General features: G+C 60.4%; 12 protein-coding genes. 1 reads left to right on the top strand and 11 read right to left on the bottom strand.

Annotation, left to right across the window (positions count from 1 at the left end; genetic code table 11):
* Positions 1–873: a sulfate/thiosulfate ABC transporter permease CysT gene (gene cysT / locus RE428_RS06120; protein WP_004581098.1), complete on the bottom strand. Its 873-nt coding sequence runs from the start codon at positions 871–873 to the stop codon at positions 1–3.
* A gap of 18 nt (positions 874–891) precedes the next feature.
* On the bottom strand, positions 892–1,926 hold the full coding sequence (cysP, locus tag RE428_RS06115) for a thiosulfate ABC transporter substrate-binding protein CysP (RefSeq protein WP_004581097.1): 1,035 nt from the start codon (positions 1,924–1,926) through the stop codon (positions 892–894).
* Positions 1,927–2,263: 337 nt separating this feature from the next.
* Here cysP and RE428_RS06110 point away from each other — a divergent pair, with 337 nt between their 5' ends.
* Positions 2,264–3,649, top strand: a complete 1,386-nt coding sequence (locus tag RE428_RS06110) for an alanine/glycine:cation symporter family protein (protein ID WP_040882538.1) — start codon at positions 2,264–2,266, stop codon at positions 3,647–3,649.
* On the opposite strand, the gene RE428_RS06105 is transcribed toward RE428_RS06110, so the two are convergent.
* The 9 genes from RE428_RS06105 to dctP form a co-directional block, all read right to left on the bottom strand.
* Entirely contained in the window at positions 3,619–5,181 is a 1,563-nt protein-coding gene (locus tag RE428_RS06105) for a hypothetical protein (RefSeq protein ID WP_004581095.1), read from the bottom strand. The two genes, RE428_RS06110 and RE428_RS06105, sit on opposite strands and share 31 nt — an antisense overlap.
* A 164-nt stretch (positions 5,182–5,345) precedes the next feature.
* Positions 5,346–6,587, bottom strand: a complete 1,242-nt coding sequence (locus RE428_RS06100; protein WP_004581094.1) for a cation:proton antiporter domain-containing protein — start codon at positions 6,585–6,587, stop codon at positions 5,346–5,348.
* 199 nt (positions 6,588–6,786) lie between these two features.
* Positions 6,787–7,452: an AbiTii domain-containing protein gene (locus RE428_RS06095; RefSeq protein ID WP_004581093.1), complete on the bottom strand. Its 666-nt coding sequence runs from the start codon at positions 7,450–7,452 to the stop codon at positions 6,787–6,789.
* 536 nt (positions 7,453–7,988) lie between these two features.
* Positions 7,989–8,747, bottom strand: a complete 759-nt coding sequence (locus tag RE428_RS06090) for a maleate cis-trans isomerase family protein (RefSeq protein ID WP_004581092.1) — start codon at positions 8,745–8,747, stop codon at positions 7,989–7,991.
* Between the two features lie 22 nt (positions 8,748–8,769).
* Entirely contained in the window at positions 8,770–10,293 is a 1,524-nt protein-coding gene (locus tag RE428_RS06085; RefSeq protein ID WP_004581091.1) for a malonate--CoA ligase, read from the bottom strand.
* On the bottom strand, positions 10,290–11,651 hold the full coding sequence (locus tag RE428_RS06080) for a malonyl-CoA decarboxylase (RefSeq protein WP_004581090.1): 1,362 nt from the start codon (positions 11,649–11,651) through the stop codon (positions 10,290–10,292). Before RE428_RS06080 ends, RE428_RS06085 begins: the two co-directional genes overlap by 4 nt.
* Before the next feature lie 69 nt (positions 11,652–11,720).
* Positions 11,721–13,049, bottom strand: a complete 1,329-nt coding sequence (locus RE428_RS06075) for a TRAP transporter large permease (RefSeq protein WP_004581089.1) — start codon at positions 13,047–13,049, stop codon at positions 11,721–11,723.
* Between the two features lies 1 nt (position 13,050).
* Positions 13,051–13,572: a TRAP transporter small permease subunit gene (locus RE428_RS06070; protein WP_040882536.1), complete on the bottom strand. Its 522-nt coding sequence runs from the start codon at positions 13,570–13,572 to the stop codon at positions 13,051–13,053.
* A gap of 80 nt (positions 13,573–13,652) precedes the next feature.
* Positions 13,653–14,651 (bottom strand): TRAP transporter substrate-binding protein DctP, encoded by a 999-nt coding sequence (gene dctP / locus RE428_RS06065; protein WP_004581087.1) that lies wholly within the window; start codon positions 14,649–14,651, stop codon positions 13,653–13,655.
* Positions 14,652–14,669: the final 18 nt, after the last annotated feature.

The raw sequence follows: 14,669 nt of genomic DNA, 5'->3' as shown, positions 1-14,669 counted from the left end.
CTAACCCCCGTGCAGGCGCTTGAGGTAGCGCCCCTGCCAGACATTGATCGCCAGCAACAACAACAGCGAAACCGTCATGACCACGGCGGCGATGGCACTGGCCGCCGGGAAGTCATATTCCTCAAGACGCACGAAGATCATGAGGCTGATCACTTCGCTGATGTAGGGGGAGTTGCCGGCAATGAAGATGACGGCACCGTATTCACCGAGGCTGCGAGCAAACGACAATGCGCCACCGGTCACTACGGCAGGCCACAACGTGGGGAACAGGATCTTGCGGAATACGGTCATGTCGGAGGCGCCCAGGCTCATGGCCGCTTCCTCGTCTTCCGGGGCCAGTTCTTCCAGTACCGGCTGCACCGTGCGCACGACGAACGGCACACTGGTGAAGGCCATGGCGACTACGATGCCCAGGGGCGTGTAAGCGACTTCGATACCCAGCTTGGCGAGGTACTGGCCGTACCAGCCGCTCTCCGCGAATAGCGTCGCCAGGGTGATGCCCGCGACAGCCGTCGGCAGAGCGAACGGCAGGTCCATGATGGCATCCAGTAAACGCTTGCCGGGGAACTCGTAGCGCACCAGTACCCAGGCCATCAGCAGCCCGAATACGCAATTGAACAGGGAGGCGGCGAGCGCGGCGAGCGCCGTGACCTTGTAGGAGGCCACCACACGCGGGTCAGTGATGACGAACCAGAACTGGTCCCACCCCATGCCCGCGGTTCGGATGATCAGGCCGCTGATGGGCAGCAGCAAAACCAGGCTGATAAAGAAAAGCGAAATGCCGAGGCTCAGTCCGAACCCCGGCAATACGCGTTTGGTGGCAGAAGCGCTCAGCCGTTTGGCCGGGCGCTCCGTTACGTCAGTGGTGGCCATGGATCAAATGGGAATCCCTTAGCGCTGGCGCTGAAGCTGGTCGAGCTTACCGCCGCTGGCGAAATGGGTTTCCATGGCCTCTTCCCAGCTACCCGCAATCTCTTCGATCGGCAGAAGTTTCAGCTCGGGGAACTTGTCAGCCACTTCTTTCTTGACGGTCTCGTTGTGCACCCGGTAGTTGAAGCCGGCCAGCATGCGCTGGGCTTCTTCGGAGTAGAGGTATTCCAGGTATTCCTTGGCGACCTTCTCGGTGCCTTTCTTCTCGATGTTCTTGTCGATCCAGGCCACCGGGAATTCCGCCAGGAAGCTGACCTTCGGCACAACCACTTCGAAGTTCTTGCTCGGGTTCAGCTCGGGGATGTTGTTGACCTCGGATTCGAAGGTCAGCAGCACGTCGCCCAGACCACGCTCGACGAAGGTGGTGGTGGCGCCGCGGCCGCCGGAGTCGAAGACCTTCACGTGGCCGAGCAGGTCGCTCATGAACTGGTCGATCTTCTCCTGGTCGTCGCCGAATTGCTCCTGGGCATAGCCAAGGGCCGCCAGGTAGGTGTAGCGGCCGTTACCGGAGGTTTTCGGGTTCGGCATGATCAGCTCGACGTCCTCGCGGATCAGGTCGTCCCAGTTCTGGATGTTCTTGGGGTTACCGTCACGGACCAGGAACGCCATGGTGGAGAAGTAGGGCGAGCTGTTGTTGGGCAGGCGAGAGGCCCAGTCGTCCGGGATCAGGTTTCCGCGCTCGGCGAGGATGTTCACGTCAGTCACCTGGTTGTAGGTGACCACGTCTGCATCCAGGCCCTGCAGGATGGCTCGCGCCTGTTTGGAGGAACCGGCGTGGGACTGCTGGATATCGACCGTTTCACCGGTCTCCTCTTTCCAGTGCTTCTGGAACATGACGTTGTATTCGGCGAACAGCTCCCGGGCGATGTCGTAGGAGGAATTCAGTATCTGTGTCTCCTGGGCGGAGGCAGGCCCGGTCAGGGAGAAAGCCAGCGCAATAGCGCTGAACCAGCGGGCTTTGCGGGTCTTGAGTGTCGAGAGAATAGCATTCGGCATAGCGGACAGGGCTCCCTGTTGGCTCGGAATCTCTATATTCACTAGGAGAATAAAGGACGTATTCAGTTAGAACTGAAAGATAAGGCACTGACAGCAAAACAACAATGCCGTGTATAGACGAATTGTGCCTGTCATTGGAACCGGCGGTTATAAAGGTAGGTTGCTTAGCGTGAAGGTCTTGGCGCAGAACGATTAAACACCGGACAGAAACTCGGGGTTTCTTTGACAGGGGGAGATGTGGTTGCTGCATTGAAGGTGTAAGCGGTCATTGCTGGCGACATGGAGGTTAGCTGTCTGCGCTTAGCTACCGCATCACCCATCCATGGGAGGTGCCGTCTTGAAAGCTATCGAATCCTTTCTGCAATCGGTGTCCAACTTTCTCTGGGGGATTCCGCTGATTATCCTGCTGGTCGGCGGTGGGCTCTTCTTCCTGTTCTATTCACGCGCACTGCCCTACCGACACTTCGGCCACGCCATCGACATCCTGCGGGGCAAGCACGACCGCTCCAGCGATCCGGGGGATATCTCCCATTTCCAGGCGCTTTCCGCCGCCCTGTCAGGAACGCTAGGCATGGGCAATATTGCCGGCGTCGCATTCGCTGTCAGCTATGGCGGTCCCAGTACCGTCGTTTGGATGTGGGTTACAGCGCTAGTGGGCGTGGCAACGAAGTTCTTCACCTGCTCGCTGGCGATCATGTATCGCGGCGAAGACAGCAAGGGCAATATTCAGGGTGGGCCGATGTATGTGATCCGCGAGGGCCTCGGCCGCCGCTGGATGCCGTTGGCGATATTCTTCTGCCTCGCCGGACTGATCGGCACCCTGCCCGTATTCCAGATCAACCAGCTTACCGAAACCATGCGGGATGCCATCCTGTTGCCTTACAACGTCATCGGTGAGGATCAGGTCACCCTGTTCAACTTCTGGTTCGGCCTCGGGATTGCCGCGTTGGTGGCCTATGTCATCTTTGGTGGCGTACGGCGCGTGGGCTATTACGCGGCTCGACTGGTACCAACGATGGTGGTGGCTTACCTGCTATGCGTGATTGCTATCCTGGCAGTCAATGCCTCACAAATCCTGCCTGCGTTGGGCACCATATTCACCCATGCGCTGCAGGCAGATCTGTCCTCCGTTGCCGCCGGCGGCCTGATGGGTGTTTTGATCACCGGCATTCGCCAGGGTGCGTTTTCGAATGAAGCCGGTATCGGTACCGAGGTCATGGCCCATGGAGCCGCACGTACCAAGGAGCCGATTCGGGAGGGCCTGGTCGCAATGATGGGACCGGTGGTGGATACGCTGATCGTATGCACCCTGACCGCGCTGGTGCTGCTAACCACCGGCGTCTGGTCGAAGGAAAGCGGCGACAACGTCTCAGGAGCCGCGCTCACAGCGGAAGCCTTCGCCCAATCACTTGGCGCCGCCGGACCGTGGATCATCATGGTGCTGGTGACCGTTTTCAGCATGAGCACCATGTTCACCTTCTGGTACTACGGTGCGAAATGCCTGGGCTTCCTTATCGGTGCCGAGCACCAGGGGTGGTATCGATATATCTATATCGTGTTGATCGTCGTGGGCGCGGTAATCTCGCTGAAGGCGGTCGTCTTCCTGATCACCACCGGCTATGCGCTGATGGCGATCCCGACCATGATTGCGTCCCTGTTGCTGGCCCCCAAGGTGATGGATGCGGCACAGCGCTATTTCGAGCCGTCCACCAGCCGACGCTGACTGGCGCGAGCGTGGAGCCGTGAGAGACGTTCAAATTGGTCGAGATCTTTGGAAAAGGCTTCGTGGGCATCGAAAACCAGCTGGCGAATATCCTCGGACACACGCTCGTCGGGGATGATGCGGTCGTTAACGATGCCCATACCAATACGCACCAGAAAGTTATCCAGGCCCTCGAAAGCGCCGGCGATATCCAACTGGGCGGCCTTGCCTGAGTCCGGACGACTGATCTCCGCCGAAGCCGCGATGCCCTGGCCGCCATTGCCTTCGCAGGCCACGGTGAGGAAGTCCACCACCAGTTCGTCGATATGCCGTGGCAGGAAGACGTTGATCAGGTCGGCTGGCACCAAACCTAACGCCCGGCCTCCGACCTTGATGCCCGGCACCTGGGTGACTTGGCTCTCGACACGGGCGCCGGTGTCCGTCGGCGAGTAGCGGATGTTCGCCATCATACCCTGCACGTCTGCGACGATGCCGAGGATGTCCATGCGCGTGTCGATACGGGCGACCAGGTCGCGGGTTTCCGCTGGATCAAAAGGTCTGGCGTCGCGCATGGGTTTGCGCCCGCGGGTAGGTACGAGCCGGCCATTCTCTAGCACCATGGAGACCGTGCCTTCGAGCGTCTCGGTATCGAATCGGAGAACCAATAACTGGCCCTGGGCATCGTGCAGTTGAAGGTCGATTTTCAGTAAGGAATCCAGACGGCCCAGATGTCTGGCAAGCGCTGGGTAGGTATGACCCAGGCGGTCGGTGTCGATCGAGAAGGACGCCTCGATGTCCCGGTAGCCATCCTCAGTCGACGGCCCGGCCAAGAGATTGTCGACCTTGCCGACCTGGGCCAGCAAACTCCAGATTTCCGGGAAAGCGGCCCAAAGTGGCGCCAGCGTCTCGACTTCGTCAGTAGTCAGCGACGGGTTCATTACTTGCACATGCCGCCGGAACGCATCCGCATCGGCAGAGGTGTCCCGATCGAAGGCGGGGTCGCGCTGGACCATAAGACGCAAGGCCTCGTTGGTGGATTGCACCATCGACGGCCAGGTCAGCTCACCGATACCCAGACTGACCTCACCCTCCAACAGGTAGTGGGTCGCGTCACGCCGTTCGATTTCCCGGGCGCGAATCCGGGCGTCGAACTGGCCTAATGTAGGGGCGGTTTGCCAGTGGTCGCCAACGACCGGATCGGGACCTACGCGGTAATGATCCGACAGGACCCGACCATAGACTTTCATGGTTCGCCAGGCTTCGGTCTGCTCGGGCAACAGGCGATAGAAGCGGTCCAGGTCGAAGGATTCGAGGGAGTCCCACAGATCATCGATAAAGCGCTGGGTTTCCGGGTGGATATCGGTGTACCCCATGACCAGACGCTGCAGTGCCACGTAATCCCGCAGCCGCGCAACCGCCCGCGCCGGATCACCCTGCCCGGCCAGCGTCACCGGTGGTTGCCAGGCGCGCTCAATCACGGTAACTGCCACCGCATGGGCAAACAGGGGCACCGCCAGAACAGCGCCCATCACCCCGAGGATCAGCCTTCGCATAGTCGCTCCCATCGTTGTCGTTGTTATTGACGGAACCGGGACGTCCGACGATGGGTCGAGTATACGTTGCCCCCAGGCTGCCTCCCTTAGCGTATGAGGCCGTTAGCCGGCTAATCTGGCCCAGGGATACGACTTCCTGACCAGGATGTGAAACGGGGCACAGCCTATTCATTTTGGCGCCTCGCGCGATCATGACGACGGCCGTAGGCCTTGCCGATCGGCGCAGCCGTCACACCGTGGACGATCAGGGATGCTGCCACCAGCAAGCTACCCGCAACCCAGGCTTTCTCGTCGCCGGTCTTGTGGTGGATCAGCAGCGCATAGAAAAGCGCCGACACGCCGATGGGCCCGAACCAACCCGCCAGCAGCGCGACTTTCATATCGCGCCAGCGTTCGATCCACGGCCTCAGCAACAGGACGAAGGGCAGACGACGCAGAGCCAATACGGCAACCACCAGACCAATACCGCTCCAGCCCAGCGACTGCCATTCCTTCACGGGCGCCATCAAACCGAACAGGATGAAGACCGGCAGGGTAAAGAATAGATTGACCGCTTCCTGGATGTTGGCTTCCTCAGCCCGGTCCTGACCTTCCACCTGTTGATCAAAGGCGACGCCGGTCGCGAACACGGCGAGGATGCTATCGGTGCCCAACACCTTGCCCAACCCGAGAGCCAGTAGCGTCAGCGCGAGTGTTGTAACCAGGAAAGAAGGCTGATCGATGAGGCCACGCTGCTCGGCCGTGCGCAGGGCCCAGCCTGCCGCGTAGCCCAGTGCTGCGCCAAACAGGATGGAGCCACCCACCTGCCAGACCATCACGTGCAGCACCCACTCGGTCCAGGCGCTACCGGTGGATTGGGTGAGCAGCAATATAGGAATCATCACCAGGGGCAACGCCAGGCCATCGTTCAGGGCGGATTCGGCAGACAGGGTATGACGGAAGCGGCCGGGCAGATTCTCCTTTGCGACCCCGCCAGTGACGATGGAACTGGCGACCACCGGGTCCGTGGCGCACACCGACGCACCCACCAGTAGCGCGCCCAGCAGCCCGACCTCCAGGAAGCCCCAGGCCAGTACTGAACTGGCCAGGCACATCAGCGGCATGCCCAGGCCCAATAGCACTGCAAGTGAACGCCAATGGCGAAAGACAAAGTCGGCGGGAATCCGCAAGGCAATACCCATCAGGCTTACGCCCAGGGTCAGGCGGGTGGCTTCCTCCAGGATTTTCATTTCGTCGCCCCACTTGCCCGGATGCAACAGGCCGATCATAGCTGGCCCTGCGACCAAACCAATCAGAAAGGCCAGGAGCGGCAAAGAGAAGATGCTGCGGTTCAGGGGGCGGGAATAAAGTCCCATACCCAATACGGCGGCGCCGGCGATCGCCAACGCCAGGTTGAACTCGCTCATGACTTCTGCCTCCATGCAGTCAGTTGATGCGTGTTCGTATTTGGCTAAAGCGGATAGAGAGACCGGGGTTGGCCCCCGGCACCATTCCAGTCTTTCGCAACCAGGGCCGGGTTTAAAGGGGTGAGGTATTAAGGTGCTTTAATCAGCAACCGCCGATATCCGGGGCGGATACCGACGGGTGTGTTCATCAGGCAACCGGTTAGCCAGTCGCGCCAAACATCCGTTCGAAGAAACCTACCGAACGTACGCCGGGTACCGGCAGTTCGTCCACTTTCTCCATTGCCTGACGCCAGTAGCGCTCAGGCGTGTCCAGGTTGACCGCTTTCTCACGCTCCTCCTTGCTGAAGGAGTTGTGCGGGCCATTCAGGCCCAGGGCCATCAGTTCCTCGACCCACAGGTAGATGGCGGAACGAATGACCCGCAACAGGTCGGAGTATGTTTCGCGACCGACAGATAAGGCCAGTTCGGCCTTCAGGTTGATGTGTTGCTGTATATCGGCCTGCGCCTCTTCAGAAAACTTGATTTGGTGCCCGCCGCCCTTCTTGCAGTTGAGGCAGATCTTTTCAAGGGTCTTGACGCCATCCCAGGTGTCGACGTGACCGTACTCGGTCGTTTGCTGTTCGCTGATGGGGGCCTGGATCCAGCCGTACTGGGGGGAGCGAGCGACGATGTGTCCGTGAAGATCGACACGGTAAGGGGGGAGCGCCGTGCCTTCGGGATAACCTTCGAACTCGATGCGCAGCCATGAGGCCATGGTCCGGTGGCGGAACATCATCGCCAGGGTGATCGCCGCCGGCATGATGTCGGTCAGCCCGTCGCCTGAATCCAGCAGCCGTTGCTCGAGATCATCGACCGGTGATTCCATCCTAGTGTCTCCTATGCGGGTTCGACGCGCCTGAAGTCGCTGAGGGCAAGACGCGTTGCGTTGTTATTGTTGGACCCAACTTCGGTATTAGACCGAAGTCTATGGTTAAAAAATAGACATTGGCGACAGATTCATCCGTTGTAGATTCGTTGCGGTTCGTTACTGGAGGTAATGTGGAAGTGCAGGGGTAAGCATAGCGGCCCCGCGTCGTAGCTATCCTCCCTTGGCAGCCCGTTGGGCTGCTCCGAAGCTAAAGCGTCGGCTACATTTAAGGCATTACTCGAGTGTGTAGCAGATGCTTCAGCTTCTGAGGCGCCGGAGGTGCCCGCTGTTGTTCCAGGTTTGTGTGCGGCTACTTACCGGAAGTTGCACCTAACGCACGGGTAAGTGGAGCGATCTGGGCTCGCAGTGCCCCTCCCTTGGCAGCCCTTCGGGCTGCTCCGAAGCTGAAGCGTCGGCTACATTTAAAGCCTTACTCGAGCGTGTAGCAGATGCTTCAGCTTCTGAGGCGCCGAAGGTGCCCCGCTTGTTGCTAACTACTCATCATACACGCCGCTGAGCAACCGCCCTGCATTCGGGATATGCGTCGACAACTCCAACGCCCGTAGCATCTGGAAGGTCGTGCATGTGGCCGCCGATACCACCGGCACGCCCAAACGTTCCTCGACGGCGGCAATTGCGCCCAGCGAGGGCATCTGGACGCACGCGGATAACACCACCGCATCCGCGCCATCCCACTTGAGCCGGTCGACGATATCGTTCAGCAGCATCGGGTCACGCCGACCGACTTCGAGGTTGTCGGGGATCTCCAACGAGATACTGTCGACGACCTTGATGCCCTCGGCTTCGATATAGTCTGTGACCATCTTCGTCAGCGGCTGCATGTACGGTGTGATGACTGCGATCTTCCCTGCCCCCAGGGTTTTCAGGCTTTCGGTCAAGGCACCGGCGCTGGAGACGACTGGCGCGGGATGGCCGTTATCCACGGTCACCTGGTGCAGGCGTTGGGCGGATTCGCGGTGATAGCCATGACCGCGGCTCATGATCGCGACCAGGCAGGCGTAGCCGAGGACGTCCACATCGGCATCGGACAGTTCCAGCGCGCAGCGGTCGGATTCGTCGTCCATGGCAGCCAGCTCTTCCCGCGTCACCTTCTTCATGCGCATACGGCTGGAATGAAAGGTGAAGCGCTCCGGCGCCACCGCCTCCCGAGCCCTGAGAAGGGCAGGGATTTCCGTTTCCATGGTGGTGTTGGAGCTGGGCACAATCTGCCCGATGCGGTAGCTGGCTGCCATAGCCGTCCTCCCCTACCCTGTTTCAGGCGTTGTCGTAGATCGTTTTGTAAGTTTCCCGCAGCTGGTTCTTCTGCACCTTGCCCATGGTGTTGCGCGGCAAGCTGTCGACGAAGAAGACCCGCTTGGGCTGCTTGTACTTGGCCAGACGGTCTTTCAGGGCAGCCAGCACTTCAGCTTCGGTGGTTTTGGCGCCGGACTTGAGCACCACCACAGCCGTTACACCTTCGCCGAAGTCCGGATGCGGCACGCCAATCACCGCGGACTCGTCCACCGCATCCATCTCGTCGATCACCTGTTCCACTTCCTTGGGGTAAACGTTGAAGCCGCCGGAGATCACCAGGTCCTTGTCACGGCCGACGATCTGTACGTAGCCGTTCTCGTCCAGCTGCGCCAGGTCACCGGTGACGAAGAAGCCGTCGTCGAGCAACTCTTCCTTTGTCTTCTCCGGCATACGCCAGTAACCCTTGAACACGTTGGGCCCGCGGACTTCCAGCATGCCGATATCGCCATCCGCGACCGGCTCGTGGGTTTCGGCATCGGTGATACGGATCTCCACGCCAGGCAGCGGCTTGCCGACCGTGCCGGCAATGCGGGCACCGTCATAGGGGTTGGAAGTGTTCATGTTGGTTTCGGTCATGCCATAGCGTTCGAGGATGGCGTGGCCGGTACGCTCCTCGAAGGCCTTGTGGGTGTCCGCGGTCAGGGGCGCCGAACCTGAGGTGAACAGGCGCATGTTAAGGGTCAGGTCCTTGTTGAGCCGGTCGTCCTGCAACAGCCGGGTGTAAAAAGTGGGCACGCCCATCATGGACGTGCCCTCAGGCATCGCCTCGATAACTGCGTCGAGGTCGAACTTCGGCAGGAAATAGAGACTGGCACCAGACATCAGCACCACATTGCACGCCACGAACAGGCCGTGGGTATGGAAAATCGGGAGCGCGTGGATCAGCCGGTCGTCGGCGGTAAAACGCCAGGCCTCGGTCAGCGACTGGGCGTTGGACCCCAGGTTGCCGTGGGTCAGCATCGCGCCCTTGGAGCGACCCGTCGTGCCGGAGGTATAGAGGATCGCCGCCAGGTCGTCTTTGTCCCGCGCTTCCACGGATTCGAAGGGATGAGCCACCCGCGCCAGGTCCATCAGGCTGCCATCGCCGCCGGTGCCGAGGGTTTCCACATTGGGGCAATTCGTTTCGTCGGCGATGGAGCGCGCTTCAGCGAAGGCGGCAGGGCGACAGACGAACAGCGCCGGTTCGGCATCCCCCAGGAAATACCCCACCTCGGCGGTGGTGTAGCCAGTATTCAGCGGCAGGTAGACGCCACCCATACGCAGGCAAGCTAGGTAGAGGATGATTGCCTCCGGGCTCTTGTCCACCTGCACCGCCACGCGGTCGCCGGGTTTGACGTCCAGGTCTTTGAGGGCGCCAGCGAGCCGGGCACTCAGCGCGAGGGCGTCGGTGTAGCTGTAGCGGCGCCCGTCCGGGGTCACGATAAAGTCCTTGTCCGCCTGGGCGCCCATGCGTTGGGCAAAGGTTTCAAACAGGTTGTCAGTCATTTTCCGGTTTCTCCCTTGAACAGTTTGCGGCCTCGCCGGCTGAGATCACGGACGCTGGAGGAACAGACGATGGTGTGATCGGTGATGTACTGCTCGTGGTTGCGTTCGATGTTATCGAGTACATACAGGTAGTTGATCATCAGCCCGGTGGACTGCTGCAGGCCCTGCGCCGAGATATCCCCCTGCCAGTTGATGCGATGCAGTTCCGCCCCATTACCCAGATGGAATCGGGCCACGGGATTGAGTGGCTGGCCGTCACGGTTCTTCTCTTTCAGCAGGTAGCGCGCGGCCAGCGGCCGAATCACGGCGTTAAGGCGTTCGGACAGCTCAGGGTCCTGTAGCCAGTCCGGATTCTCCAGCTGTTTGAGCGTGGCCAATGCTTCCGGGTCCAGGGCCACCTGTTCGTCCAGATAGGTCGACTCGAGCCACTTTCGGAAGCCGGGCATGGGCGAGAGGGTGACGAAGTTCTTGAGGTTGGGCAGTTCCTGCTTGAGCTCCTGGACTACCTGCTTGATCAGGAAGTTGCCGAAGGAAATCCCGCGCAACCCGACCTGGCAGTTACTGATGCCAAAGAAGGCCGCGGTATCCGCCGCTTCAGGATCCTCGATATCGTAGCTCTCGGTGTCCAGGATGGGCTGGATCTGGTCCGGCAAACCTCGGGTCAGCGCCACTTCCACGAAAATCAGCGGCTCGTCGCCGATAGCCGGATGGAAGAAGGCGTAGCAGCGGCGGTCACGGTTATCCAACCGGCGGCGTAGGTCGCCCCAGTCCCGGATCTTGTGCACCGCCTCATAACGGATGATCCGTTCCAGGATCGCGGCGGGGGTATTCCAGTCGATCCGTTTGACCACCAGGAAACCCCGGTTGAACCAGGATGCGAAGAGGTGGGTAAAGTCCGCGTTGATGGCGGCGAAATCCTTATGATCCCGCATCAGGCGCAACAAGTCCTCACGCATCCGCACCAGTTCGTAGGTACCGCCAGCGGTAAGGTTGAGCCGGCGCAGCAGTTCCTGCCTGCGCGGCTCGCAGGCATCGAACAGCCGCTGAAGGGCGGTGTTCTCCCGATCCTTGCGGTAGGCGGCATAGGCGAGGTCAATCTCCCGCGGGTCGGCGGAGAAATCCTTGCCCAGCCGCTCGAAGAAACGTGTCTTGCTGTTATCGTCCAGCCGGGAGTAGATTTCCAGCGCATGACTGGCGTGGGTGATGCTGGAGGCCTCACCATCACTCTCCAGCAAGGCCCGGCAGGCCTCAAGCAGGTGGCTGTGATCCACGGTTAGCCCGTTACCCGTGCGTCGCCTGAGTAAGGCCTCACGCTGGGTGATGTTGCTGAACAGCTCCTGCAGAAAACTCATGTTCATGGTCGGATCCTGTCGCTCGTTATGGAAGTCGGCTCGAAGGCGTCATCGGCGCGTCAGTTCATCAACGCTCTAATTCATCAGGACGTCGGGCAACCAAAGCGCAATCTGCGGGAAGAAGCAGAGAATGACGATGCCCAGCACCATGCACAGCGCATACGGCAGGCTGCCCATGAGAATGTCGCGCAGGGCGATGTCCGGCGTGATGCCCTTGATGATGAACAGGTTGAGACCCACCGGCGGGGTGATCAGCCCGATTTCCAGGTTGATGGTGAGGATCACCGCGAACCAGTAGGGATCGAAATTCGCCGCCACCACGATGGGCAGCAGGATCGGAGCCGTCATCACGATCACCGCCACCGGCGGCAGGAAGAAACCGGCCACCAACAGGAACACGTTGATCGCCCCCATCAGCACCCAACGGTTCACTTCAAGTGCCGCAATGGATTCCGCGAGCGTCTGCGTGATGTACATGGACGACAGCGCGAAGGCGAAAATCTCGGCTGCAGCGATGATCAGCATAATCATCACACTCTCACGCAGGGCGTCGCGCATGATCGTTTTCAACGGCTTGAACTGCCACATGCGGTAGACGATGATCGCCAGCGCCAGACAGAAGAAGGCGCCGACACCAGCAGCCTCCGAGGGTGTTGCCACACCGCCGTAGAGGGCGAAGAGGATCGCTATGACGACCACCAGGAAGGGCACCACCCGCATGAGGGCGCGCAGGTTGCCTTCGACGTTTTCCTTGACCTGGGTCGCCACTTTCATCAAGGGGCTGGGCGTATCGTAACCGCCGGCCAGTTTGCAGGCGATCAGCGTCCACAGCATGAACAACCCGGCGAGCATGACACCCGGTAACGCGCCGGCGATGAACAGGCGCCCGATCGAGGTTTCGGTGGAGATGCCATAGACGATCATGGTGACCGAAGGCGGAATCAGGATGCCCAGTGTGCCACCAGCGGCAATACAACCGGCCGCGACACCGTCAGGGTAACCGCGCTTGCGCATCTCCGGGATGCCCAGCTTACCGATGGCCGCACAGGTTGCCGGAGACGAACCGGACAGCGCAGCGAATACCGAGCACGCGGCAATGTTGGAAATCGCCAGCCCGCCGGGCAGACGGCCCATCCATAGATCCAGGGAACGATAGAGATCGCGCCCCGTGGGCGATGAGGCCACCGCGGCCCCCATCAGGATAAACATCGGGATCGCCACAAAACCGAAGGAGGCGATGCTGCCGAAGAAAGTTTCACCGAAATAGGTCAGTTCGGCCATGCCCTGGTTGAGCACAAGAGCCACAACAGAGATGCCGCCCAGGGCAAAGGCGATAGGTACACCGATCGCCATCAGGAAGACGAGGGCAATCAGGACCAGGATACCGCTGGTTACAGGATCCATATCAGCGCCCTCCCCGAATCATTTCCGCGACATACTGCAGCGACAGGAGCGTGGAACCGACTGCCATGGGGACGACGGCCGGCCAGAGGGGAGGATTCCAGACCGTGCCCGTACTCCAGTCCATCGTGTAGGCCTCGTGCACATAGATCCAGGCGCCGTACGTTAGCGCCAAGCAGAAGGCCAGACCGAACAGGGAGGCAATAAGGCTCATGATCTTGCGCGGCGTCTCGCTCAACGCATCCGGCAGGACAGTGACGGCGACGTGGCCGCCAGTGAGCAGGACATACGGCGCACCCAGTAGCATGGCACCGGCGATGGCGTAGGTCGTGAACTCGGTCTGCCAGACCGTACTTTCGCCCAGGACATAGCGCATAAACACCATGTGGCAGACAGCGAGCACACCCAGGCAGAGCAGGACGCCGGCGACGACGCCGGTTACGACAGACAGCGCATCCATCATTCGAACATAGGCGCCGGTGACGCCGGATAAGGCAGGAGCAGGTCGGCTCAGGGAATTAGACATGGCACCCTCAACTCGTTGGCAGCGGAGGCCGCCCCCGTCGAGGGGGACGGCCCGGATCTATCAGCGCTTCCGGGAAGCGACTATTCCACTTCCAGCGCGGCGTCGATCAGCGCCTGTCCATTGGGTACGTTTTCGGCAAAGGTCTTGTAGGAACTCTTCTTGGCGATGTCGAGCCACGCCTGGTAGTTCTCCGGCGACATCTGCACGACTTCCACCCCATTCTCCTTGTAGACATCCACCAACTTCTTATCGAGATTCTCCGCTTCGCCGGCGAAGTACTCTTCAGCCTTCTGACCGGCCGCTTCGAGTGCTTCCTGCTGTTCCGGGCTCAACCGATCCCAGCTGCGTTGGGAAATCAGCACCGGTTCGTACATGAACCAGAGGGCATTCTCACCCGGCGCTGTGAGGCAGGTGGCCTGCTCATAGATACGGTAGGAAACGAAAGAGCCGGACGAGGTATTTGCACCATCGAGCACACCGGTCTGCATGGCGGTGTAGATTTCGGAAGACGGCATTGAGGCAATGGACGCGCCGGCTTCTGCCAGCATCTCGTCGAATGCGGGGCCAGCCGCGCGCATAGCCTGTCCCTGGACGGTCTCAGGCGCGGTGATACAACGCATGTCGGAAGCGAAACCGCCGGCGAGCCAGGCATCGGCGAGAACCTTGACCCCCGCGTCGTTGATCACTTTCTTGATCATGTCCATGAACTTGGAATCATTGAGGCGCTGGGCCCGTTCATGACTGCGTACCAGCCCGGGCATAAGCGTGGCGGAAAACTCCGGGTGGCGACCACTGGCGTAGTCCAAGGGTAGTGCCGTCATATCCAGGCGGCCGCGAACCAACGCACCCCACTGCTCCTTGGCCTTGAACAACGACTCCCCCGGATAGACCTGGATCTTCAGATCGACGTCGGCCTTGGCAACCTCTTCGGCCATCATCTGAACCATTTCGTCGCGTACATCGCCCTTACCGCCGGGGAACTGGTGGGAAGCTCGCAACACGGTTTCCGCCGCGGCCGTGCCGGCAACGGATACGGCCAGACCTACAGCCGCTACGATCGATAGGACTTGATGTTTCATCTTGTGTTCTCCGGTCTC

Source organism: Marinobacter nanhaiticus D15-8W (genome assembly GCF_036511935.1).
Taxonomy (GTDB): Bacteria; Pseudomonadota; Gammaproteobacteria; order Pseudomonadales; family Oleiphilaceae; genus Marinobacter_A; species Marinobacter_A nanhaiticus.
The sequence above is the reverse complement of the archived record's forward strand: the minus strand, read 5'-3'. Positions and strand labels throughout refer to the sequence as shown.